Here is a 22,252-nt window from a genome sequence, read left to right as displayed (position 1 = left end):
CTCCCCCTTTGGTGTTATATGAGTAACTATATAACAGGGATCGCAGTCCTCTCGGACTTCACTGCATACGCTGCCGCCTTCAGACGTTGAAGCGGAACTCCACCACGTCCCCGTCGGCCATCACGTAGTCCTTGCCTTCCATCCGGACCTTGCCCGCGGCCTTGGCAGCCGCCATCGACCCGGCCTCGACGAGATCGTCGAAGGAGACCACCTCGGCCTTGATGAAGCCCTTCTCGAAGTCGGTGTGGATCACGCCGGCCGCCTTGGGAGCGGTGTCGCCCTGGTGGATGGTCCAGGCCCGCGCTTCCTTCGGCCCGGCGGTCAGATAGGTCTGCAGTCGCAGGGTGTGGAAGCCGGCGCGGGCCAGCGCGTCGAGGCCGCGTTCGGTCTGTCCGATCGACTCCAGCAGCTCGTTGGCCGACGCGTCGTCGAGCTCGATCAGCTCCGATTCGATCTTGGCGTCCAGGAACACCGCGTCGGCCGGGGCCACGAGGGCACGCAGCTCGGCCTGCTTCGCCTCGTCGGTCAACACCGATTCGTCGGCGTTGAACACGTACAGGAACGGCTTGGTGGTCATCAGGTTCAGCTCGCGCAGGATCGACCAGTCCTTGCCGGTCGAGAAGAGAGTCTTGCCGTCGTCGAACACCGCCTGCGCCGCGACTGCCGCGTCCAGGACCGGCTTGCGCTCCTTGTTGTTGCGGGCCTCCTTCTCCAAGCGCGGCACCGCCTTCTCCAGCGTCTGCATATCGGCCAGGATCAGCTCGGTCTCGATCACCTCGATGTCGGACCGGGGATCCACCCGCCCGTCGACATGCACCACGTCGTCATCGGCGAACACGCGCACCACCTGGCAGATGGCGTCGCACTCGCGGATGTTGGCCAGGAACTTGTTGCCCAGGCCGGCACCCTCCGAGGCGCCTTTGACGATGCCTGCGATGTCGACGAACGTCACCGGTGCCGGAACGATCTTCTCCGAGCCGAAAATCTCGGCGAGCTTGTCCAGCCGGGGATCGGGCAGCGGAACCACGCCCTCGTTGGGCTCGATGGTCGCAAACGGATAGTTGGCCGCCAACACGTCGTTACGGGTCAGGGCATTGAACAGAGTCGACTTTCCGACGTTCGGCAAACCGACGATTCCCAGGTTCAGGCTCACAGGGACCACAGTCTAAGCCGGTGTGACAGGCGCGCCAGCGCGAGCTGGCAGCACGCGGCCAGACTGAGCCGGTACGGTCTACGTGTGTCAGGACAGCGCGCACAGTCGGCAGTGCCGGCTGACCATCGCTCTGTACACCCGCGTTTCGCCGGTGTGCCGTGGTGGGGAGCTGTGCTGATCGCGGTCACGGCTACCGCGATCGGCTTTGCTTTCGATGCCGGTTCGGGTGATCGCGAGCTCAGCGCCGTATTCGCGGTCTGTTATTCGCTCGGTTGCCTTGCGGCTGTCCTGCTGGTGCAGCAGGCCGGTCTGTTCACCGCCGTGATCCAGCCCCCACTAATACTTTTCGTCGCCGTGCCCGGGGCCTACTTCCTGTTCCACGGCGGCCAAATGGGCGGCATGAAAGACCTCGCGATCAACTGCGGATACCCGCTGATAGAACGCTTTCCGCTGATGCTGTTCCTTTCGGCTGCGGTGCTGCTGATCGGGCTTGGTCGGTGGTATGTCGACCTGACCTCGCATCGCGGGACCAACGAGGCCGAGTCGGCCGATTCCGCCCGGGCGAAACCGGCCATGGCAACGCCGATGGCGGGAATTGTGTCATCCGTCACAGAGAAACTTTCCGGGCTGGTCCTCCGCAAACCCGCCACTGTGTCGACACGCCGGGACCGCACAGCCCAGTCGGCCGCCGCGGCAGATGCCCCGCCGCAGCGGCGCCCGTCCGAACGACCTCGACGTCGGCGTCCGCCGGGCACCGAGCCCGGTGCAGGTGCAGCCGGCGCGGCCGCACCGGCCTCCGGGCGTCCCCGCGGCGAACGCAGGCCCACCAAGCGGACCGCTGCGGCGCCACGCCCTCGGCCGAGCCGCCGCGTCGGCGACGATCTCGGCAGCGAACTCGACAGCGCCGTTCCCGAGCGGCCGCGGCGGCCCAGGCCTCCGCGCGCAGCCGAGCCCGGAACCGGCGAACCTCGCCGGCGGGTGCGGACCCAGCCGCGCGAACCGCGCGAACCGCGCAAGCAGCCGCCGCCGGAGCGTCGCGATACGGGCGGGTTCGACGCCGGACGCGAGCGTCCGCAGCGGCCGCGCCGTCGATTCGACGACTACCAGCCGTTCGAGGACTCATTCGACCCGCCGACCGGGTCGGGCCGCTCGACGCACCACCCGGTGTCGCGGGTGCGTTATCGCGGATCTGAGGACGAAGACCACCGCGTGGAACACCGCACGCGGCCACGGGCACCGAGGCGCACGGCCACCGGGGGCCGCCATTCGTGGGACTACGACGACTGATCGGCGCCTCGTCGGCAGCGCGCCCGCTCAGGAACGCGGCGGACGGATTTCTCGCGGCAGCGCGAACACCAACGTCTCGTTGGCAGTCGTGACGGGTTGCACGGTGCCGTAGCCGTAGTCGGCCAGCCGCTCGAGCACACCGCGCACCAGGACCTCGGGCACCGACGCCCCGGAGGTGACGCCCACGGTGGAGACGCCCGCCAACCAGGCCGGGTCGATGTCTTCTGCGTAGTCCACCAGATGCGCGGACTTCGAACCGGCGCCGAGGGCCACCTCGACCAACCGCACCGAGTTCGACGAGTTACGTGAACCCACCACGATCACCAGCTCGCACTCGGGGGCCATCGCCTTGACGGCAACCTGGCGATTCTGCGTCGCGTAGCAGATGTCGTCGCTCGGCGGATCCTGCAGCGTCGGGAACTTCTCGCGGAGCCGGCGCACCGTCTCCATGGTCTCGTCGACGCTCAGCGTCGTCTGCGACAGCCAGATCACCTTCTCCGGGTCACGCACCGTGACCTTGTCGACCGCGTCGGGATTGTCGACGACCTGGACGTGGTCGGGCGCTTCACCGGCGGTGCCGACCACCTCTTCGTGGCCCTCGTGGCCGATCAGCAGGATGTCGAAGTCATCGCGGGCGAATCGTTTGGCCTCGTTGTGCACCTTGGTGACCAGCGGGCAGGTCGCGTCGATCACCTGCAGGCTGCGCTCGGCGGCGGTCTCGTGCACGGTCGGCGCCACACCGTGCGCCGAGAACACCACGATTGCCCCTTCGGGCACCTCGTCGGTCTCGTCGACGAAGATGGCGCCGGCCTTGGCCAGCGTCTCCACCACATGCTTGTTGTGCACGATCTCGTGGCGCACGTAGACCGGGGCGCCGTGCTTCTCCAGGGCGCGCTCGACGGTCTCGACGGCACGGTCCACACCCGCGCAGTATCCGCGTGGCTCGGCCAGCAGAACCCGTTTGCCGGAGGCTTGCGAACCGCCGCCTGACCTCACCGAGCTGGTGGCACCCGGGATACCCATGTTGATTGTCGACGGCATGTCTCCAGGGTACGGGGCTACAACGCAACGGAGCCAGCCGTAGGCTGTGGCCATGGGAACTGCACCGTATGGGGTCCGGCTGCTGGTTGGTGCGGCTGCGACCGCTCTGGAAGAAACCCGCAAGCTGCCTCAGACGATCCTGACCTACCCCATGACGGTGGCCAGTCAGGCGGCCAACCTTGTCATGCACGTCCAGCAGAACCTCGCTGAGCTGGTGGTCAAGGGCGACGAGACACTCGAGCAGATTTTTCCGCCCAAGGATGAGCAGCCGGAGTGGGCCACATTCGACGAGGATCTCGATTCCGGCCCCGACTCTGAGGACGACGCCGACGCGGGGAGCTCCGACGACGGTGAGCGACGGACCGAGGGCCGGTTCGCCCTCTACAGCACCGGGGAACCCGAATCGGCCGGTTCGACGAACGGCAAGGCCGGCGGCGCCACCGCCGCGGGCTCGCCGGCCATCGCCGGCGAGCTCGGGTACGACACGCTGACGCTGGCGCAGCTGCGCGCGCGGTTGACCTCCCTGCGGGTGGCCGACCTCGAGGCGCTGCTGGCCTACGAAGAGGCCGGCCGGGCCCGTGCACCGTTCGTCACGCTGCTCGCCAACAGGATCACCCGCGCGACCGCGAAGTGACCGAACCGGGTCAATCACCGGAGAACCCCTGGCCGGTGCGCGCCGTGGCGACCCGCGTCGCCAAATGGATAGACCGGCTCGGCACGGTGTGGGTCGAGGGCCAGCTGACCGAACTCAAGGTCCGCCCCGATTCCAAGACCGTCTTCATGGTGCTGCGGGATCCGGCGGCGGACATGTCCCTGACCCTGACCTGCCCGCGCGATCTGGTGCGCAACGCACCGGTCAAACTGACCGAGGGCACCCAGGTGATCATCTGCGGCAAGCCCAACTTCTACACCGGACGCGGTACATTCTCGTTGCGGGTCAACGAGATTCGCGCGGTCGGTGTCGGTGAGCTGTTGGCCCGGATCGAACGGCTGCGCCGGTTGCTGGAAGCCGAAGGACTGTTCGACCCACGCCTCAAGCGCCCTATCCCGTTCCTGCCCAACACCATCGGTCTGATCACCGGTCGCGCCTCGGCCGCTGAGCGGGATGTGACCACCGTCGCGGGCAGCCGCTGGCCCGCGGTGCGCTTCGCGATCCGCAACACCATCGTGCAGGGGCCCAACGCGGTGCCGCAGATCATCGAAGCCTTGGCAGCCCTGGATGCCGACCCCGACGTCGACGTCATCGTCCTCGCGCGCGGCGGCGGCAGCGTCGAGGATCTGCTGCCGTTCTCCGATGAGACGCTGTGCCGGGCCATCGTCGCCTGCCGCACCCCGGTGGTCAGCGCCATCGGCCACGAACCCGACACTCCCCTGTCCGATCTGGTCGCCGACGTGCGCGCGGCCACCCCGACCGACGCGGCCAAGCGGATCGTTCCCGACGCGGCCGCCGAACAGGCGCTGATCACCGATCTGCACCGGCGCAGCGCCCGCGCGCTACGCAATTGGGTGCACCGCGAGCAGCACCACCTGGAGCAGTTGCGCAGCCGTCCGGTGCTGGCGCAGCCGCTGGCGGCGCTGACCGCTCGGGCCGAGGAGATCACGCGCGCCCGCAGCACCGCCCAACGCGACATCACCCGGCTGATCACCGCGGAGGCCGACACCGTGGGCCATCTGTCGGCTCGGCTGACCGCTCTCGGCCCGGCGGCGACGCTGGCCCGCGGATACGCAGTGGTCCAGGCGGTCCCGGCGGCCGGGGCGCCGACGGTTCTCCGCTGCGTGGCCGACGCGCCAGAAGGCACCCGATTACGGGTGCGGGTGTCCGACGGAGTGATCACCGCCGTCAGCGACGGCAATGAAGCTGCAGCCGTCAGTGACGCTAGCGAAGAAGGGGCGTGAGGATCGTGAGCATGAAGCCTATTAGTGAATTGGGCTATGAAGAGGCCCGTGACGAGCTGATCGCTGTGGTGCAGCAGCTGGAGCAAGGAGGGCTGGACCTCGATGCTTCGCTCAACTTGTGGGAACGTGGCGAGAAGCTGGCACAACGCTGCGAGGAGCACTTAGCCGGAGCTCGGCAACGTGTGGAGCAGGCGCTGGCTGCCCGAGAGTCCGACGAAACTTGATTCAGCAACCAATCTCGCCATTCTCATTCGAAACTGGAACCTGTTTCAGTTAAGCTGCCCGGCATGGGTGACGCATCTCTGACCACTGAACTCGGCCGCGTCCTGGTCACCGGCGGCTCCGGCTTCGTCGGCGCCAACCTGGTGACCGAGCTGCTCGACCGCGGATACACGGTGCGCTCGTTCGACCGCGCACCGTCGCCGCTGGGCGACCACGCCGGCCTTGAGGTCGTCGAGGGCGACATCTGCGACAAGCAGACCGTGGCCGCGGCCGTCAAGGACATCGACACCGTCATCCACACCGCGGCCATCATCGACCTGATGGGCGGCGCCTCGGTCACCGAGGAGTACCGACAGCGCAGTTTCGCCGTCAACGTCGAGGGCACCAAGAACCTGGTGCACGCAGCCCAGGAGGCAGGCGTCAAGCGCTTCGTCTACACCGCCTCCAACAGCGTGGTGATGGGCGGACAGGACATCGTCAACGGTGACGAGACCATGCCGTACACCGCGCGGTTCAACGACCTCTACACCGAGACCAAGGTGGTCGCCGAGAAGTTCGTCCTCGCCCAGAACGGCGAGCGGGGCATGCTCACGTGTTCGATCCGGCCCAGCGGCATCTGGGGCCGCGGCGATCAGACCATGTTCCGCAAGGTGTTCGAGAACGTGTTGGCCGGCCACGTCAAGGTGCTCGTCGGAAACAAGAACATCAAGCTGGACAACTCCTACGTGCACAACCTGATCCACGGGTTCATCCTGGCCGGCGAGCACCTGGTTCCGGGCGGCACCGCACCAGGCCAGGCCTACTTCATCAACGACGGCGAGCCGCTCAACATGTTCGAGTTCGCTCGCCCGGTGATCGCGGCGTGCGGCCGCAAGCTACCGACGTTCTACGTGTCAGGCAAGCTGGTACACAAGGTGATGATGGCCTGGCAGTGGCTGCACTTCAAGTTCGCCCTGCCCGAGCCGCTGATCGAACCCCTTGCGGTGGAACGCCTTTACCTGAACAACTACTTCTCGATCGCCAAGGCCAAGCGCGACCTGGGCTATGAGCCGTTGTTCACCACCGAACAGGCCATGGCCGAGTGCATGCCCTACTACGTCGACATGTTCCGCCAAATGGAGTCCGGGGCCAAGCAGCCCGTCACCGCCTGATCAGCGGTACAGGTGCACCGGGTGGTGCGTGGACTGCTCGATACGTGCCGAGGCGGCATGCAGCAGATCGCTGCCCAGTGCGATGAGCGCGCGCGCCGCCGCGATCTCCTCACCGATCATCGGCGCTCCTGGATCCTTGGGGTTCCGGTACGCGTCTCCGGTCGCGGACATCGTGTCTTCACGTACCTGCGCCCGAGCCGAGGCATGGGTGTGGATCTCGTCTTCTGAGAACTCGATCTCGACGAGCCACTTGTTGGTCAGATCCTTGTCGTACATGTCAATCACCCTCCACCTTCAAGGGTGCGCTCGATACGTCCCGGGCACCAGGCCACAGCGTGAGCAACAGGTGACGCAGCATGGCCACGAATACCAGCGCCCACACCGCCAGCGCGACCCAGCTCTCCACGTAGCCGATGCGTTCGACGATCGGCAGCTGGTCGGCCTGGCCGAGATAGTGGCCGCCCACGCCGTACATGCCAAGTGGGAAGACCACGCTCCACAGCGTGGCGTCATAACGCAACGGGATGCGATGGACCCAGTGGCGCCAGATCCCGGCCGCGACCAACGGCGGGATGAGCCAGGTGCCGAAGGCCCAGAAGAACACCGACGTTCCCGCGATCAGGCCACGAGTCGCCGCGACCATCGGCGCGTCGGCCATCTCCACGATCCGAGCTCCGGCCACCACCGTGATGGCGGTGGCGCCCATCGCCACCCAATACGACGGTGTGAGATCGGCGGGCCGTAACGGGTACACCAGCATCCGGATGGCCACGAAGATCCCCGCGGCGCCGTACAGAAATATCCCGACCGACCACGAGAACACTGCCAACAACGCCAATTCTGAACGGCCCACGGCGATTTCGGGCTGCAACGCCGCGGCCAGCACCGCGACGGACTGGCTGGCGACCACCCAGATGAACCAGGTGCCGTTGGCACTCTGGAGCACCGGGCGGACGGCCTGACCGAGAACCGCCGTCCACGGCACCACATAGCCCAGCACCATCCACGTCACCCAGCCCACACCGAGCAAGCCGAATGCCAGCCCGTAGTGACCGTCGGTAGCCAGTCGGGTGCCCACCACACACGTCGCGGCCACGAACGTGAACATGGCGAAACCACGGCTCGGGTCGGTCAGGTCGGCGATGAACTCCCGACGCGACGTGAGGGTGCGTATGACCGTCAGCACCACCAGGACCAGATACGCGATGCCCGCCACCCACAACAACGCAACCGAAAGCGCGTGCAGGCGGTGATAGGTCATCGCTATCGACATGATCCCGGTGGCCATGACGAGTGCGAAGTAGCCGGGATGCAGGGTGCGCACTGCCTCGCGGACCGTCGGCTGGCTCATGGCTCTGGTCATACCACCGCATCAGCGGGCCGACGCGTAAATTTCCGGCGACAGGCGAGCGAAGCCGTCGACTCGATAGTTGAATTTTCCCTGAGATAGCCGACAGTCCGGCGTCAATCCGTGAGCGGGCGAATAGCGTTGGGATGACTCGCGCCACCTACGTCAATAAATTCGATACGAGAGCGAGGCCTGCACAATGGCGAACAAGCAACCCAACATCCTGGTGATCTGGGGCGATGACATCGGAATCAGCAATCTGTCCTGCTACAGCATGGGGTTGATGGGCTACCGAACGCCCAACATCGACCGCATCGCCCACGAGGGAATGATTTTCACCGACTCGTACGGTGAACAAAGCTGCACCGCCGGACGTTCATCCTTCATCACCGGCCAGAGTGTGTACCGCACTGGCCTGTCCAAAGTCGGCATGCCAGGCGTCGACATGGGCATGTCACCCGAGGACCCGACGATCGCGACACTGCTGAAGTCAGTCGGTTATTCCACCGGCCAGTTCGGCAAGAACCATCTCGGCGATCTCAACAAGTACCTGCCCACCGCACACGGTTTCGACGAGTTCTTCGGCAACCTGTATCACCTCAACGCCGAGGAAGAGCCGGAAAACCCTGACTACCCAACTGAAGAGGAGGCGCCGCAGCTTCGGGCCAAGATGCTGCCCCGCGGCGTGGTGCATTCGTGGGCCACTGAAGAGGAATCAGAGGAAGTCGATCCGCGATTCGGACCACTGGGCAAACAGCGGGTCGAGGACACAGGGCCGCTCACCAAGAAGCGCATGGAGACCATCGACGACGAAACCACCGAGGCATGCATCGACTTCATCAAGCGCCAAAATGAAGCGGGCAAACCGTTCTTCGCCTGGATGAACACCACGCACATGCACTTCCGGACACATACGAAGCCCGAAAGTCGCGGGCAGGCCGGCCGGTGGCAGTCCGAATACCACGACACGATGGTCGACCACGACCGCAATGTGGGTCAGCTGCTGGACGCCCTCGACCAGCTGGGCATCGCCGAGGACACCATCGTCATCTACTCCACCGACAACGGCCCGCACGCCAACACCTGGCCCGACGGTGCCACCACTCCGTTCCGCAGCGAGAAGAACACCAACTGGGAGGGCGCCTTCCGCGTCCCCGAAATGATCCGTTGGCCCGGGAAGATCAAAGCCGGCGCCATCTCCAACGAGATCGTGCAGCACCATGACTGGTTGCCGACCTTCCTCGCCGCTGCCGGGGACGCAGACATCGTCGAGAAGCTCAAGACGGGTCATAGGGCCGGTGACAGGACCTACAAGGTCCACATCGACGGGTACAACCTGCTGCCGTACCTCACCGGCGAAGTCGAAAAGAGTCCGCGCCGTGGGATGGTGTATTTCTCAGACGACTGTGACGTGCTTGGCGTACGGATCGACAACTGGAAGATCGTGTTCATGGAGCAGCGCTGCCAGGGCACACTGCAAATCTGGTTCGAGCCGTTCACCGTCCTGCGGGCACCGAAGCTGTTCAACCTACGTACCGATCCCTACGAACGTGCCGACATCACGTCCAACACCTATTGGGACTGGTACTTCGACCACGATTTCCTGGTGTTCATGGCCAACGCGCTCGTAACCCAGTTTCTGGATACGTTCAAGGAATTCCCGCCGCGGCGCGAGCCGGCATCGTTCACCATCAAGAACGCCGTGGAACAACTGAACAAGTATCTCGAATCGATCGGCGGCTGAGTTGGGCGCACTACCGTCCTGGAACGACGGCCCCACGAAGTCGGCGATCGTCGACTTCGTGGGGCGCGCCTGCAGCGAGCTACCGCCCGAAGAGCGCGTAGCGGTGTTCGACAACGACGGCACGCTGTGGTGTGAGAAGCCCGCCTACATCCAGCTGGATTTCCTGGTGCGCCGGCTGGCCGACCAAGCCGCCGCCGACCCTGCACTGGCCGCCCGACAGCCCTACACCGCGGCCGCCGCCGGCGACCTCGGCTGGTTCGGCGACGCCGTCACCAAGCACTACAACGGCGATGATTCGGCACTCAAAATCCTCGTTGGAGGCATACTTTCGGCTTACGCCGGGCTGACCGTCGAGGATCATGCGGACCACATCAAGGCATTCTTCGCCGAGGCGCGGCACCCGATGCTGGGGCGACCGTACACGGCCTGCGGATATCTGCCGATGATCGAGTTGCTGCGATATCTGGAGGCCAACGGTTTCACCAACTACATCGTTTCCGGCGGTGGTCGTGATTTCATGCGGCCGGTGACCGCATCGATGTACGGCGTCCCGCCGGAACGGGTGATCGGCAGTTCCGTCGGACTGGATTTCGTCGACGGTCAGCTCAAGACAACTGCCACACCGGAGTTCCTGAATGACGGTCCGGTCAAAGCAGTGCGTATCTGGGGCCGCATCGGCCGTCGGCCGATCTTCGCGGCAGGCAACTCCAACGGCGACATCCAGATGCTGGAGTACACCGCGGGCGGGCCTGGTCCGTCGTTGGGCCTGCTGGTGCGTCACGACGACGCTGCACGCGAATTCGACTACACCACAGGAGCGGAGAACGTGTTGGGGCTCGCCGCGGACCGTGGCTGGACGGTGGCGAGTATGCGCGACGATTGGACCACGGTCTTTGACTGAGTTCGCACCGACGTCGACTCTGCGTCCAGGGCCCACAACTGCGAGTAACCCTCGCCCTCACCGCAGGGTCAACGCATGACCGGAGCCGACCTGGTCTGGATCCCGGCACAGACGACGATCCTCGGCTCTGACGCGCACTACCCAGAGGAGGCACCTGCGCGTGAGATGAGCACCGCGGGCTTCTGGATCCAGCGCCATCAGGTGACCAACGCCGAGTATGCCGAATTCGTCGAGGCCACAGGCTATGTCACGGTCGCCGAGCGGCCGGTCGACCCGCAGGACTTCCCCGGCGCCCCACCGGAAAACCTGGTGCCCGGCTCCATGGTGTTCCAGCGCACGGCCGGCCCGGTGGACCTACGCCACATCAACCAATGGTGGGCATGGAGGCCCGGGGCGTGCTGGAACCACCCGCGCGGGCCTCGCTCGTCACTGAAGGGACGCGAACAGCATCCCGTGGTACACATTGCCTTTGACGATGCCGCCGCATATGCGCACTGGGCGGGCCTGGAACTGCCGAGCGAGACCGAGTGGGAGACCGCGTCCCGTGGCGGTATCTCCGGTGCGGCGTACACCTGGGGTGACGAGCCGGAGCAGCCCGGCCAGCGCCTGGCGAACTACTGGCACGGCGAATTCCCGTACCTGCCCGACACCGGTTATGGCACAACGAAACCGGTCGGAAGCTTCGCCCCCAACGGCTACGGCCTTTTCGACATGGCCGGCAATGTCTGGGAGTGGACCACGGACTGGTATGGCGAGGACCGGACCACCACGCCGTGCTGTGCCGCCGACACCTACGACCCGAACCAGCCGCAGTTCCAGATAGGTCGCAAGGTGATCAAAGGCGGCTCGTTCCTGTGCGCCGACAGCTACTGCATGCGCTACCGCCCGGCCGCGCGGCGGCCGCAAATGGTCGATACCGGTATGAGCCACATCGGTTTTCGATGTGTCAGGCGATCCTGACGAAGGCCGGGGCGACGAAGCGCTCCAACATCTCTCGTTCGGCCGCGTCACCGGCACCGGGCCAGACCAACAACGACAACACCAGCCGCACGATCCACGCCGCGGCCACCGGATCGTCCTCGGCCAGCCCGGTGAGTTCGGTGGCGAACGCGGCCGGCACCGGGGACTGCGTCAGATCCGCCATCGCGCCCCCACTGCGCAGTGAGCCGAGCAGTAGCGCGAACAGCGGATCGGCGCGAATACGCTGCAGCGCAACGGTAATCGCGGCCAACACACGTTCGGATCCGGTCATGCCGGCAACCGCCCGACGCACCTCCGCGACGATCGACGCCGCCAACCGCGCAAGCACGGCGTCGCGGATCTGCGCTTTGCCGCCCGCATGCCGGTAGATCGTCGCCCGCGAGCAGTGCACCCGGGCGGCCAGCGCGTCGATGTCCAGCGCGTCGAACCCATCACGCGCGGCCATCTCAGCGGCCGCGGCGTAGATCCGCTCGGCGGCTTCGGCTCGGCGGTCGCCGCCGACCAACCAGTCCGCGCTCTTGGGAGACATAGATACGAATTTATCGCATGATGAGACAGATTACCGGATCTTTCTCAATCACTCCGCAGGTCAACGCACCCCACTGAGACGCCCTCTCACTCCCATCCCCAGCGGCCGCTATCAACCTGTCCGAGCTTCGTTGACTCGCCCATAACCTCCAGTCAACCTGGGCAAATGCTTCTGGCACACGAACTGTTCGAACCGGCTTGCCTGCAGGATCCGTATCCGCTCTACGACCGGCTACGGGCGCACACACCGGTGGCACAAGTGGGCGACTCTCCGTTCTTCGTGGTGACGGGGTTCGACGCCGTCATCGAAGCCACTGCCCGAACCGAAGACTTCTCGTCGAATCTGACCGCGACCATGTGGTCCCAACCCGACGGCACCGTCTCCGCATTCGGTATGGGTGAACCGGGCGCCGAAATCCATGTGTTGGCCACCGCCGACGACCCGGTCCACGCCGCCCACCGCAAGATGGTGCTGCCCCGGATGGCGGCCAAACGGATCGCCGAACTGGAACCCTTCATCGTCACCCTCACCGCCGACCTGCTGGCTGGGGCGAGCGGAGAATTCGAGTGGATGTCAACCCTGGCCGATCGGCTGCCGATGCTGGTGGTCGCCCGGCTGCTGGGACTGCCGGCCGCGGATGTGGACCGACTGGTGACCTGGGCCTACGCCAGCACTCAACTGCTCGACGGACTGGTCGACACCGAACAACTGACCGCGTCGGGGATCGCGGCCGTCGAACTCGGCGGATACCTGACCGAACAGTTCGGCGCAGCATTGGCAAATCCCGGCCAGAACCTGCTGGGCGACCTCGCGGCGTACAGCGAGGCCGAGCGGGTCTCCCGAGACGCTGCAGTGTTCATGCTGATTCAGCTGGTCGGCGCGGGTGCGGAATCGACCGCATCGTTGATCGGCAGTGCCGTGTTGATTCTGAGCCGCCGGCCCGAACTCGCCGAGCGGCTGCGACAGGACCCCGCGTTGATCGGGCAGTTCCTGGAGGAGGTGCTGAGATTCGAGTCCCCGTTCCGGGGCCACTACCGGCATGTGGCCACCGATTCCGAACTGGCAGGCGTCGCGATGCCCGCAGGCAGCCATCTACTGCTGATGTGGGGCGCGGCCAACCGCGATGAGACGGTGTTCGACAACCCGAACGAATTTCGGCTCGGACGGCCGAACATCAAGAATCACGTGGCATTTGGCAAGGGTGGCCATTTCTGCCTCGGCGCGGCCCTGGCCCGGCTCGAAGCCCGCATCGTGATCGCGACGCTCCTGTCCACCGGCAGCACGATCCGCCCGGCCGGCGACGCCGAATGGCAGCCCAGCCTGTTGGTGCGCCGGCTACGTCAGCTTCCGCTGAGCGTGCAGTGAACTACCCGACCTCAGGCAGCGAGCGCGATGCTGTCGTCGTCGACGAACACCAGGCCACCGTCGTCGAGATTGACCGCCCACCGCCGTGCCGGTCCGACGATTCGCTCTCCGGCGACCTCGACCGCGGTCCCGGCCAAGTCGGCGAAATCTTCCACGACAGTGCCGTGCAATTCTTCGTCAGTGCCCGGATACACCACTACCGAGGACCCCACAGCAACTTCTTCGGCAATTTCGCCGGAGTCGCTGTCGTTAACCCCCGTCACGACATCTTCGGACATCCCACACCTCCCCAATTACTGACGCGTGCAACCGAGTACATCACACCCGCCTGCGATTGGCTTACTTTCACCGATACCTACAGCCACACCTTGCATAGGTCTCGGGCAAATTTCCAAATCCGCCAACAACGACCGTTCCGGCAAATGCATCACACCAAAGGGCGCAGCGTGAGCCCAGTCACACACAACTATTGACGGCGCCATCGAACAATGCTTTTCAGGCAACCCCAGCAACATTCGCCGGGTCCCGGAGTACCCCAGCAAGAAGCCCAGGTTGCGGTTGCTGGCCGATCCCCGGCGAAGGGCCCTCCACGAACTGCCGGATCGGGTGCGAATCGTGGTGACACACACCACACCGGCATTCGCTAGGGTTGCAACACGTTCTAGCGAGGAGGTCTATGTCCGACGCTGTTTTGGTTACCGGCGCGTTCGGTTTGGTCGGTTCGGCTGTCGTCAAGACACTGGCCGCAGAGGGGCGCACGGTCGTCGCGACCGATCTCGACGTGCCCGCGAACCGCAAAGCCGCAGCCGCCCTGCCGTCCGCGGTACAGGTGCGCTGGGCCGATCTCACCGACGCCTCCGCCGTAGACGCATTGGTGGCGGCCGTCGCACCGGCCGCGATCATCCACCTCGCCGCGATCATCCCGCCGTTCTGCTACATGCGCCGCGGCCTGGCCAGGAAGGTCAACGTCGAGGCCACCGCGTCCCTGCTGAGTGCCGCCGAGGCCCAGCCGGTGCCGCCGCGGTTCGTGCAGGCATCCAGCATCGCCGTCTACGGCGCCCGCAACCCGCACCACATCGACGACGTGCTTACCCCCGACACCCCGGTCAACCCGTCCGACATCTACGGCGCGCACAAGGTCGAGGCCGAGGCGCTGGTCCGGGCCTCGAAGCTGAATTGGCTGATCCTGCGTCTCGGTGGGGTGATGAGCTCCGAGTTCAGCCTGGACATGGACGTCGACCTCATCTCGTTCGAGAGCGTGCTGCCCGCCGACGGGCGGCTGCAGACCGTCGACGTGCGCGACGTCGCCGCGGCGTTCGTCGCCGCCACCACGGTCGGAACCGAAAAGGCCAACCACGAGGTACTGCTCATCGGCGGCGACGCTGAAACGCACCGGCACATCCAGTCCGCGGTGGGCTCGCAGGCGGCCGCCGCGATGGGGATCAAGGGCGGCCTGCCGATCGGCCGGCCCGGCAACCCTGACGATGACGCCGCCTGGTTCGCCACCGACTGGATGGATACCACCCGGGCACAGCAGGCACTCGGCTTCCAGCACCACTCCTGGCCGCAGCTTCTGGCCGACACCAGGGCCAATGCCGGGTGGAAACGCTTCCCGATCGCCCTGGCGGCACCGTTCATCCGCGCGTTCCTGCGGTCGAAGTCGGCCTACAAGGACTATCCGGGGCAGATGGCCGATCCGTGGAAGGCGATCGACAAGAAGTGGGGCGACCACAGCCCGGACGGGAGTGATGCATGAGCAGGCAGCGGGTAGCGATCGTCATCGGAGGAGCCTCTGGGATCGGCTGGGCCAGTGCGCAGGCGCTGGCCGCCGACGGTTGCCGCATCGTGGTGGCCGACCGTGACGCCGACGGTGCCGCCGCCCGAGCCACGCAACTCGGCGAGCCGCACACCAGCTTCTACGTCGAGGTCACCGACGAGAGTGCGGTGCAGAAGTTGTTCGAAGATGTTGCGGCGGTCGGCCCGATCGATGTGGTGGTCAACTGCGCGGGCTTCAGCAACGTCGGTCTGATCACCGACCTGGCGGTCGAAGACTTCCGCTCTGTCGTCGACGTCTGCCTCAACGGCGGGTTCATCGTTGCCAAGCACGCCGGCCGCAATCTGCCCGAAGGCGGTGTGCTGGTGTCGATCTCCTCTCTGAACGGGCGCCAGCCGGCGGCCGGCATGAGTGCCTACTGCGCCGCCAAGGCCGGGTTGTCGATGCTGACGCAGGTGGCTGCACTGGAAATGGGACCGCGTGGCATCCGGGTCAACGCGATCGCTCCGGGATTCGTGAAGACCCCGTTGACCGATCCCGCGGCGATGATCCCCGGCGTGGTCGAGGAGTACGTCGAGAACACCGCGCTGGGTCGCAGCGGCACCCCCGAGGACATCGCCGCGGCCGTGGTGTTCCTGTGTTCACCGCAGGCGTCGTGGCTGACCGGCGAGGTACTCGATCTCAACGGCGGCGCGCATCTCAAGCGCTATCCGGACATTCTCGGCCACGTCATGAAGCTGGCCCAGGCGTGACGCGCTTCGCCGGTAAGCAGGCGATCGTCACCGGCGCCGGATCCGGCATCGGCGCGGCCCTGTGCCGCGCGCTGGTGGGCGCAGGCGCCGAGGTGCTCTGCACCGATGTCGACGAGGCCGCGGCGGCCCGTATCGCCGCGGCGCTCGGTGCCCGATCGGCCCGCCTCGACGTCACCGATGCGGCCGCCGTGCAGTCCGCGGTCGACGGTGTCGTCGACCGGGCCGGACGGCTGGACCTGATGTTCAACAACGCCGGCATCGTCTGGGGCGGCGACACCGAACTGCTGACGCTGGACCAGTGGAACGCCATCATCGACGTCAACGTGCGCGGCGTCGTCCACGGCGTCGCGGCGGCCTATCCGCAGATGATCCGGCAGGGCCACGGCCACATCGTCAACACCGCATCGATGGCCGGCCTGGCCGCCGCCGGCCAGCTCACCAGCTATGTGATGACCAAGCACGCCGTCGTCGGGATGTCGCTGGCACTGCGTTCGGAGGCGGCCGCGCACGGCGTGGGCGTACTGGCGGTCTGCCCGGCCGCGGTCGAGACCCCGATCCTGGACAAGGGCGCGGTCGGCGGTTTCGTCGGCCGCGACTACTTCCTGCAGGGCCAGGGGGTCAAAACCGCCTACGACGCCGACCGGCTGGCCGCCGACACGCTGCGCGCCATCGAGCGCAACCAGGCCATCCTGGTCAAACCCCGTCGCGCCCATGCCTCCTGGTTGTTCGCCCGGCTGGCACCCGGACTGATGCAGCGTCTTTCGATGCGGTTCGTCGCCGCACAACGGGCCGGCCAGGCCGCCCACCGCTCAGCCCAGGGCTCGAACGTCACTCTGGAGTGACGCTCAATGCCGACCGTCACGTCAGCGTGGCGATAGGGTCAGCGCAACGGCGGGAAGGCGCGGAAATGAAAGACCAGTTCACGCTCACCCAGAAGCGCGCGCTCGCGATCTTCACCGTGCTGGCCCTGTTGCTCGGGGCCTATTTCCTGCGCGGCTTCTTCGTCCTGATCGTGATGGCCGCGGTCGGCGCCTACCTGTTCACCCCGCTCTACCAACGGTTTCAGCGCCGCCTGGGTACTGGGCTCTCGGCCACGCTGACGGTCCTCGTCGCCATTCTCATGGTGATCATCCCGGTGGCGCTGGTGGTGTTCATGGCCATCGTCCAGGTGACCCAGCTCGTCAACATGGTCAGCACCTGGATCGCCGAGACCGACGTCAGCACACTCGGCGACCGGGCCCTGCAACTGCTCAACTCACTGTTGGAGCGGGTGCCGTTCCTCGACATTCATCTCACCGCAGATTCGTTGCGCGACACCGTGGTCAAGCTCTCGCAGCACCTCGGAGAATGGCTGCTGGGCATTCTGCAGGGAGCGGTCGGTGGCATGGTCGGCGCCATCACCGCCTCGATCATCTTCCTGTACGTGTTCATCTCGATGCTGGTCAACAACGCCGAGATGGCCACGCTGATCCGCAGACTGAACCCGCTCGGCGAGGAGATCACCGACCTGTACCTGGCCAAGACCGGCGCGATGGTCAAGGGAACCGTCAAGGGCCAGTTCGTGATCGCGTTGTGCCAGGGTGTGGCCGGGGCCATCTCGATCTACATCGCGGGATTCCACGACGGGTTCTTCGTGTTCGCGATCCTGTTGACCGCGCTGTCGGTGATCCCGCTCGGTGGTGGCATTGTCACGATTCCGTTCGGCATCGGGATGATGTTCTTCGGCAACATCATCGGCGGAATCTTCGTGGTGGCATTCCATCTGCTCGTCGTCACCAACATCGACAACGTGCTGCGCCCATGGCTGGTGCCCAAAGCCGCCCGCCTGGACCCCGCGCTCATGCTGCTCGCGGTGTTCGCCGGCATCTCGATGTTCGGATTCTTCGGCCTGGTGATCGGGCCCGTGCTGATGATCATCATCGTCACCACCGTCAGCGTGTACCTGGCGGTCTTCAAGGGCGTCGAGCTGGAGACCACCGAACCCGACGAACCGGGCCAACGGCCGTGGCGACGCGTCTGGGAGTGGTTCCAGAAGCGGCTCGGGGGCAAGCCCGACGTGCCCCCGGCCGAATCCGAACCGAAAGCCGAGGCCGAGTCGGACGGACGCGCCCCCGCCTAATTTGCGCCGAGCCGCTCCGTAAGGAACGCCACCACCCGCTTGCGCGCCTCGTAGGCCGGATGCCCGTCGACCTCACGCACCTGATCGGTCAGCACCGAGTGCGCTGAGGCCGACAGACCGTCCGGGTTGCCCTTCTTCGAGTTGATCTCGATGACCTCGAAAGCATCGCCGAGCCGGGCCTTGAGGGTGGCGAACCGCTCCCCCGGCGCCAGCTTGTCCTGGCTGAACCGCAGGGCCAGCGCGCACAGGCCGTCGTTGGCGGCGCGCTGTTCGACGATCTTGAGTTCGGCCTCCGACAGGCCAGGATCGCGCTTCTGCGCGGCGGTCAGCGCAATCGGCACCGAGGGCTGGCTCAGTACCGGGGCCAGCACGCTGTCATCCACCGCGGCCGCCAGTGCGAACCCGCCCGTGAAGCACTGTCCGATCACACCGACACCTTTGCCGGGGGTGTTGGCGTTTAGGTCGCGGGCCAGCGCCCGCAGGTAGTGCGCGACAGGCCGGTCGGCGTTGGTGGCGAATGCCGAAAACTCCCGCGTCACACAGGCCTTCACCATGACTCCGATGGCGCCCGGACGCACCGCGGCCGCACCCGGGGTGCCGAACAGTGACGGGGCGGCGACGGTGAAACCGTTGTCCACCAGGTGATTACCCAGTGCGAGCACACCGGGATGCAGGCCGGGAATCTCGGGGATCAGGACCACGCCAGGCCCTTCGCCCTTGCGGTACACGTCGTAGGTCTGATCAGCGGCGGTGAACGGGGCGGCGGTCCACCCGGAGAGATCTGCAACTGGCGACGTCAACACGGGCTCCATCCGTTAGTGCGTCACGGCCTCTTGATCGGCAGCGGCGACTGCTTCTGCGTCGCACTGGCCAGCGTACGGTACTCATCAGTACCACCGGCGCCGGTGATCGCAACCTGTGCCGGTCCGCTCAGCTTCGTCGTCCACACCGGCTCCGGGTCACTGCTCTCGTAAACCACCCAAGTCACCCCGTCGACATCCTGGGTGCCGGACGGATACGAATCCGGTTTGACCGAGCCCACCAGGGCCGCCTCGTCGGCGTTGCTCTGCGTCAGGCTGAGGTACTTGCCGCTGGGCGCCAGGTAACCGATGCGCGAGGACACCGCACGGCCGTGCTGACCGTCGGGCAGGGTGAGCCCGCCGTCGATACCGTGCCGGCTGCCGGAGTTGGGCTGCCAGCCCTCGGGCAGCTGCGGCAGCCGGATGGGAATCTTCAGAGCGTCGGCATCGGCCTGCAAGGCGGCCGGTGCATCGAATTCCGGCGGCGGACCCGCCCCGGGCCCACCTGCCTGGAACGAGCACATGCCCAACAGGCCGGCCAATACGATGCAGGCCAGGACCAGCGGGGCCATCGACCAGAACATATCCCGGCCGTCCTGCAGCAACCGCGACTTCTCCGGCTTCGGGACCGGGGTTGGCTGAGGCGTCGGCTCGGAGGACATGCTCGTCAGTATCCCAGCTCCCAAACGCTGACCACGTTCTGGGACAATCTGGGCCATGAGTCCCACGCGGGGAGAAGCCCCGGATCGCAACCTTGCCCTCGAACTCGTCCGGGTGACCGAGGCCGGCGCCATGGCTGCAGGCCGCTGGGTCGGCCGCGGCGACAAAGAGGGCGGCGACGGGGCAGCCGTCGACGCCATGCGCGAGCTGGTCAACTCGGTGTCGATGCGCGGCGTCGTGGTGATCGGTGAGGGCGAGAAAGACGAAGCCCCGATGCTCTACAACGGTGAAGAGGTGGGCAACGGCGACGGGCCGGAATGCGACTTCGCCGTCGACCCGATCGACGGCACCACCCTGATGAGCAAGGGCATGCCCAACGCCATCTCGGTCCTGGCCGTCTCCGAACGCGGCGCGATGTTCGACCCGTCGGCCGTGTTCTACATGAACAAGATCGCCGTCGGCCCCGACAGCGCCGACGCCATCGACATCACCGCCCCGATCGGCGAGAACATCCGCCGGGTGGCCAAGGTGCGCGGCGCCTCGGTGAGTGACCTGACGGTGTGCATCCTGGACCGGCCGCGGCACGCCCAGCTGATCGAGGACACCCGCGCCGCAGGCGCGCGCATCCGACTGATCACCGACGGCGACGTCGCCGGTGCGATCTCGGCCTGCCGCCCCAACTCGGGCACCGACATCCTGGCCGGTATCGGCGGTACGCCCGAGGGCATCATCGCCGCGGCGGCCATCCGCTGCATGGGCGGCGCGATCCAGGCCCAGCTGGCCCCCACCGACGACGCCGAACGCCAGAAGGCCATCGACGCCGGCTACGACCTGGACCAGGTGCTGTCCACCGAGGACCTGGTCTCGGGTGAGAACGTCTTCTTCTGCGCGACGGGCGTCACCGACGGCGACCTTCTCAAGGGCGTGCAGTACTACCCCGGCGGCTGCACCACCCAGTCGATCGTGATGCGGTCCAAGTCCGGCACCGTCCGGATGATCGAGGCCTACCACCGCCTGGCCAAGCTCAACGAGTACTCCGCCATCGACTTCACCGGCGACAAGACCGCCGCCTACCCGCTCCCGTAACTCGCTAGAAAGGCACGCATGAGCACCGACAACGCTGTCGAATACCGCATCGAGCACGACACCATGGGTGAGGTCCGGGTGCCGGTCAATGCCCTGTGGCGGGCACAGACCCAGCGGGCTGTGGAGAATTTCCCGATCTCGTTCCGCGGCCTGGAGCGCACCCAGATCCGGGCGCTGGGCCTGCTGAAGGCGGCCTGCGCGCAGGTCAACAAGGACCTGGGCCGCCTGGCCCCCGAGAAGGCCGACGCCATCATCGCCGCCGCCGGCGAGATCGCCGACGGCCAGCACGACGATCAGTTCCCGATCGACGTGTTCCAGACCGGCTCGGGCACCAGCTCCAACATGAACGCCAACGAGGTGATCGCCTCGATCGCCGCCCGCAACGGCGTGACCGTGCACCCGAATGACGACGTGAACATGTCGCAGAGCTCCAACGACACGTTCCCGACGGCCACCCACATCGCCGCCACCGAAGCCGCTGTGCGCCACCTGATTCCGGCACTCGAGGTGCTGCACGAGTCACTGGCCGCCAAGGCCAAGCAGTGGAAGACCGTGGTCAAGTCCGGTCGTACCCACCTGATGGACGCGGTGCCGGTGACGCTGGGCCAGGAGTTCGGTGGCTACGCCCGCCAGATCGAGGCCGGTATCGAACGGGTGCGCGCGACGCTTCCCCGGCTCGGTGAGCTGGCCATCGGCGGCACCGCGGTGGGCACCGGGCTCAACGCACCCGACGGCTTCGGCGCCAAGGTGGTCGAGGTGCTGGTCAACCAGACCGGCCTGGCCGAATTGCGCACCGCGTCAGACTCTTTCGAGGCCCAGGCGGCCCGCGACGGGCTGGTCGAGGCGTCCGGTGCGCTCAAGACCATCGCGGCTTCGCTGACCAAGATCGCCAACGACGTGCGCTGGATGGGTTCGGGCCCGCTGACCGGTCTGGGCGAGCTCCAGCTGCCGGACCTGCAGCCGGGCAGCTCGATCATGCCGGGCAAGGTCAATCCGGTTCTGCCCGAGGCGGTTACCCAGGTGGCCGCGCAGGTCATCGGCAACGATGCCGCCGTCACCGTCGGCGGTCTCTCGGGTGCATTCGAGCTCAACGTGTACATCCCGATGATGGCGCGCAACCTGCTCGAGTCGTTCACCCTGCTGAGCAATGTGTCTCGGTTGTTCGCCGAGAAGTGCATCGACGGCCTGGTGGCCAACGAGGAGCACCTGCGCACCCTGGCCGAGTCGTCGCCGTCGATCGTGACGCCGCTGAACTCGGCCATCGGCTATGAGGAGGCCGCCAAGGTCGCCAAGCAGGCATTGGCCGAGAAGAAGACCATCCGCCAGACGGTCATCGACCGCGGCCTGATCGGCGACAAGCTGAGTGAGGCCGAGCTCGACAAGCGCCTCGACGTGCTCGCCATGGCGAAGGTGAAGGACGGCGAGTAATTTCTCTGCGCGAGC

The 22,252-nt window shown here is 66.3% G+C and carries 23 protein-coding genes; 15 read left to right on the top strand and 8 right to left on the bottom strand.

Annotation, left to right across the window (positions count from 1 at the left end; genetic code table 11):
* Window positions 1-79: 79 nt before the first annotated feature.
* Window positions 80-1,153: a redox-regulated ATPase YchF gene (gene ychF / locus E0T84_RS07865; RefSeq protein WP_138744192.1), complete on the bottom strand. Its 1,074-nt coding sequence runs from the start codon at window positions 1,151-1,153 to the stop codon at window positions 80-82.
* An 84-nt stretch (window positions 1,154-1,237) separates the two neighbouring features.
* Here ychF and E0T84_RS07860 point away from each other — a divergent pair, with 84 nt between their 5' ends.
* Window positions 1,238-2,440, top strand: a complete 1,203-nt coding sequence (locus E0T84_RS07860) for a DUF6542 domain-containing protein (protein ID WP_171054948.1) — start codon at window positions 1,238-1,240, stop codon at window positions 2,438-2,440.
* 27 nt (window positions 2,441-2,467) lie between these two features.
* On the opposite strand, the gene E0T84_RS07855 is transcribed toward E0T84_RS07860, so the two are convergent.
* Window positions 2,468-3,481, bottom strand: coding sequence for a 4-hydroxy-3-methylbut-2-enyl diphosphate reductase (locus E0T84_RS07855; protein WP_070944675.1), 1,014 nt, complete (start codon window positions 3,479-3,481; stop codon window positions 2,468-2,470).
* Between the two features lie 52 nt (window positions 3,482-3,533).
* Between E0T84_RS07855 and E0T84_RS07850 the strand changes: the two genes are divergently transcribed.
* The 4 genes from E0T84_RS07850 to E0T84_RS07835 all read left to right on the top strand — a co-directional run bounded on the left by E0T84_RS07850 (window position 3,534) and on the right by E0T84_RS07835 (window position 6,750).
* Window positions 3,534-4,115: a lipid droplet-associated protein gene (locus E0T84_RS07850; RefSeq protein ID WP_138744191.1), complete on the top strand. Its 582-nt coding sequence runs from the start codon at window positions 3,534-3,536 to the stop codon at window positions 4,113-4,115.
* A complete protein-coding gene (gene xseA, locus E0T84_RS07845) occupies window positions 4,112-5,377 on the top strand; it encodes an exodeoxyribonuclease VII large subunit (RefSeq protein ID WP_138744190.1) in 1,266 nt (421 codons plus the stop codon). Before E0T84_RS07850 ends, xseA begins: the two co-directional genes overlap by 4 nt.
* Before the next feature lie 11 nt (window positions 5,378-5,388).
* Window positions 5,389-5,601 carry an exodeoxyribonuclease VII small subunit gene (locus E0T84_RS07840; protein WP_070944721.1) on the top strand — a complete coding sequence of 71 codons (213 nt, stop codon included), beginning with the start codon at window positions 5,389-5,391 and terminating at the stop codon, window positions 5,599-5,601.
* Between the two features lie 63 nt (window positions 5,602-5,664).
* The gene (locus tag E0T84_RS07835; protein ID WP_138744189.1) at window positions 5,665-6,750 is read left to right on the top strand and encodes an NAD-dependent epimerase/dehydratase family protein; all 1,086 of its coding nucleotides are present in this window, start codon (window positions 5,665-5,667) and stop codon (window positions 6,748-6,750) included.
* Here E0T84_RS07835 and E0T84_RS07830 read toward each other — a convergent pair whose 3' ends face one another.
* Entirely contained in the window at window positions 6,751-7,026 is a 276-nt protein-coding gene (locus tag E0T84_RS07830) for a dsRBD fold-containing protein (RefSeq protein ID WP_138744232.1), read from the bottom strand.
* A 1-nt stretch (window position 7,027) separates the two neighbouring features.
* Complete coding sequence (locus E0T84_RS07825) at window positions 7,028-8,101, bottom strand: tellurite resistance/C4-dicarboxylate transporter family protein (RefSeq protein ID WP_138744188.1); 1,074 nt, start codon at window positions 8,099-8,101, stop codon at window positions 7,028-7,030.
* A gap of 196 nt (window positions 8,102-8,297) precedes the next feature.
* Here E0T84_RS07825 and E0T84_RS07820 point away from each other — a divergent pair, with 196 nt between their 5' ends.
* The 3 genes from E0T84_RS07820 (at window position 8,298) to E0T84_RS07810 (ending at window position 11,703) form a co-directional block, all read left to right on the top strand.
* Window positions 8,298-9,842, top strand: a complete 1,545-nt coding sequence (locus tag E0T84_RS07820) for an arylsulfatase (RefSeq protein ID WP_138744187.1) — start codon at window positions 8,298-8,300, stop codon at window positions 9,840-9,842.
* 1 nt (window position 9,843) lies between these two features.
* Window positions 9,844-10,743: an HAD family phosphatase gene (locus E0T84_RS07815; RefSeq protein ID WP_138744186.1), complete on the top strand. Its 900-nt coding sequence runs from the start codon at window positions 9,844-9,846 to the stop codon at window positions 10,741-10,743.
* Window positions 10,744-10,818: 75 nt separating this feature from the next.
* Window positions 10,819-11,703, top strand: coding sequence for a formylglycine-generating enzyme family protein (locus E0T84_RS07810; protein WP_070185490.1), 885 nt, complete (start codon window positions 10,819-10,821; stop codon window positions 11,701-11,703).
* Here the strand turns inward: E0T84_RS07810 and E0T84_RS07805 are convergent.
* Entirely contained in the window at window positions 11,690-12,253 is a 564-nt protein-coding gene (locus E0T84_RS07805; RefSeq protein ID WP_138744185.1) for a TetR/AcrR family transcriptional regulator, read from the bottom strand. The genes E0T84_RS07810 and E0T84_RS07805 overlap by 14 nt on opposite strands.
* 165 nt (window positions 12,254-12,418) lie before the next feature.
* Between E0T84_RS07805 and E0T84_RS07800 the strand changes: the two genes are divergently transcribed.
* Entirely contained in the window at window positions 12,419-13,618 is a 1,200-nt protein-coding gene (locus E0T84_RS07800) for a cytochrome P450 (RefSeq protein ID WP_138744184.1), read from the top strand.
* Between the two features lie 11 nt (window positions 13,619-13,629).
* Here the strand turns inward: E0T84_RS07800 and E0T84_RS07795 are convergent, their stop codons facing one another.
* The gene (locus tag E0T84_RS07795) at window positions 13,630-13,896 is read right to left on the bottom strand and encodes a hypothetical protein (protein ID WP_234998201.1); all 267 of its coding nucleotides are present in this window, start codon (window positions 13,894-13,896) and stop codon (window positions 13,630-13,632) included.
* 398 nt (window positions 13,897-14,294) lie between these two features.
* On the opposite strand from E0T84_RS07795, the gene E0T84_RS07790 reads away from it, so the two are divergent.
* The 4 genes from E0T84_RS07790 to E0T84_RS07775 all read left to right on the top strand — a co-directional run bounded on the left by E0T84_RS07790 (window position 14,295) and on the right by E0T84_RS07775 (window position 18,263).
* Window positions 14,295-15,374, top strand: a complete 1,080-nt coding sequence (locus E0T84_RS07790) for an NAD(P)-dependent oxidoreductase (protein ID WP_138744183.1) — start codon at window positions 14,295-14,297, stop codon at window positions 15,372-15,374.
* Window positions 15,371-16,144: an SDR family NAD(P)-dependent oxidoreductase gene (locus E0T84_RS07785; RefSeq protein ID WP_070185486.1), complete on the top strand. Its 774-nt coding sequence runs from the start codon at window positions 15,371-15,373 to the stop codon at window positions 16,142-16,144. The genes E0T84_RS07790 and E0T84_RS07785 overlap by 4 nt, the downstream gene beginning before the upstream one ends.
* On the top strand, window positions 16,141-16,986 hold the full coding sequence (locus tag E0T84_RS07780; protein ID WP_138744182.1) for an SDR family oxidoreductase: 846 nt from the start codon (window positions 16,141-16,143) through the stop codon (window positions 16,984-16,986). The genes E0T84_RS07785 and E0T84_RS07780 overlap by 4 nt, the downstream gene beginning before the upstream one ends.
* 65 nt (window positions 16,987-17,051) lie before the next feature.
* The gene (locus E0T84_RS07775) at window positions 17,052-18,263 is read left to right on the top strand and encodes an AI-2E family transporter (RefSeq protein WP_070944661.1); all 1,212 of its coding nucleotides are present in this window, start codon (window positions 17,052-17,054) and stop codon (window positions 18,261-18,263) included.
* On the opposite strand, the gene E0T84_RS07770 is transcribed toward E0T84_RS07775, so the two are convergent.
* Together E0T84_RS07770 and E0T84_RS07765 are read right to left on the bottom strand one after the other, a co-directional pair.
* Window positions 18,260-19,075 carry a dienelactone hydrolase family protein gene (locus E0T84_RS07770; protein ID WP_138744181.1) on the bottom strand — a complete coding sequence of 272 codons (816 nt, stop codon included), beginning with the start codon at window positions 19,073-19,075 and terminating at the stop codon, window positions 18,260-18,262. The genes E0T84_RS07775 and E0T84_RS07770 overlap by 4 nt on opposite strands.
* Before the next feature lie 11 nt (window positions 19,076-19,086).
* The gene (locus E0T84_RS07765) at window positions 19,087-19,725 is read right to left on the bottom strand and encodes a DUF4245 domain-containing protein (protein WP_070185483.1); all 639 of its coding nucleotides are present in this window, start codon (window positions 19,723-19,725) and stop codon (window positions 19,087-19,089) included.
* A gap of 55 nt (window positions 19,726-19,780) precedes the next feature.
* Here E0T84_RS07765 and glpX point away from each other — a divergent pair, with 55 nt between their 5' ends.
* Complete coding sequence (glpX, locus tag E0T84_RS07760; RefSeq protein WP_070185482.1) at window positions 19,781-20,809, top strand: class II fructose-bisphosphatase; 1,029 nt, start codon at window positions 19,781-19,783, stop codon at window positions 20,807-20,809.
* An 18-nt stretch (window positions 20,810-20,827) separates the two neighbouring features.
* On the top strand, window positions 20,828-22,237 hold the full coding sequence (locus tag E0T84_RS07755; protein ID WP_138744180.1) for a class II fumarate hydratase: 1,410 nt from the start codon (window positions 20,828-20,830) through the stop codon (window positions 22,235-22,237).
* The last annotated feature ends 15 nt before the right edge of the window (window positions 22,238-22,252 follow it).

Source organism: Mycobacterium sp. DBP42, assembly GCF_005924235.1.
Lineage (GTDB): Bacteria > Actinomycetota > Actinomycetes > Mycobacteriales > Mycobacteriaceae > Mycobacterium > Mycobacterium syngnathidarum.
Note: the sequence above shows the minus strand (reverse complement) of the source record. Positions and strands in the feature narration are given on the sequence as shown.

Bases quoted from the DNA above. Each gene is read 5' to 3' on its own strand.
- E0T84_RS07795 (WP_234998201.1), bottom strand. From the start codon at position 13,896: ATGTCCGAAGATGTCGTGACGGGGGTTAACGACAGCGACTCCGGCGAA.
- E0T84_RS07850 (WP_138744191.1), top strand. From the start codon at position 3,534: ATGGGAACTGCACCGTATGGGGTCCGGCTGCTGGTTGGTGCGGCTGCG.
- E0T84_RS07765 (WP_070185483.1), bottom strand. From the start codon at position 19,725: ATGTCCTCCGAGCCGACGCCTCAGCCAACCCCGGTCCCGAAGCCGGAG.
- E0T84_RS07790 (WP_138744183.1), top strand. From the start codon at position 14,295: ATGTCCGACGCTGTTTTGGTTACCGGCGCGTTCGGTTTGGTCGGTTCG.
- glpX (WP_070185482.1), top strand. From the start codon at position 19,781: ATGAGTCCCACGCGGGGAGAAGCCCCGGATCGCAACCTTGCCCTCGAA.
- E0T84_RS07810 (WP_070185490.1), top strand. From the start codon at position 10,819: ATGACCGGAGCCGACCTGGTCTGGATCCCGGCACAGACGACGATCCTC.
- E0T84_RS07785 (WP_070185486.1), top strand. From the start codon at position 15,371: ATGAGCAGGCAGCGGGTAGCGATCGTCATCGGAGGAGCCTCTGGGATC.
- E0T84_RS07820 (WP_138744187.1), top strand. From the start codon at position 8,298: ATGGCGAACAAGCAACCCAACATCCTGGTGATCTGGGGCGATGACATC.
- E0T84_RS07755 (WP_138744180.1), top strand. From the start codon at position 20,828: ATGAGCACCGACAACGCTGTCGAATACCGCATCGAGCACGACACCATG.
- E0T84_RS07775 (WP_070944661.1), top strand. From the start codon at position 17,052: ATGAAAGACCAGTTCACGCTCACCCAGAAGCGCGCGCTCGCGATCTTC.
- E0T84_RS07840 (WP_070944721.1), top strand. From the start codon at position 5,389: ATGAAGCCTATTAGTGAATTGGGCTATGAAGAGGCCCGTGACGAGCTG.
- E0T84_RS07800 (WP_138744184.1), top strand. From the start codon at position 12,419: ATGCTTCTGGCACACGAACTGTTCGAACCGGCTTGCCTGCAGGATCCG.
- E0T84_RS07805 (WP_138744185.1), bottom strand. From the start codon at position 12,253: ATGTCTCCCAAGAGCGCGGACTGGTTGGTCGGCGGCGACCGCCGAGCC.
- E0T84_RS07855 (WP_070944675.1), bottom strand. From the start codon at position 3,481: ATGCCGTCGACAATCAACATGGGTATCCCGGGTGCCACCAGCTCGGTG.
- E0T84_RS07770 (WP_138744181.1), bottom strand. From the start codon at position 19,075: ATGGAGCCCGTGTTGACGTCGCCAGTTGCAGATCTCTCCGGGTGGACC.
- E0T84_RS07825 (WP_138744188.1), bottom strand. From the start codon at position 8,101: ATGAGCCAGCCGACGGTCCGCGAGGCAGTGCGCACCCTGCATCCCGGC.
- E0T84_RS07830 (WP_138744232.1), bottom strand. From the start codon at position 7,026: ATGTACGACAAGGATCTGACCAACAAGTGGCTCGTCGAGATCGAGTTC.
- E0T84_RS07835 (WP_138744189.1), top strand. From the start codon at position 5,665: ATGGGTGACGCATCTCTGACCACTGAACTCGGCCGCGTCCTGGTCACC.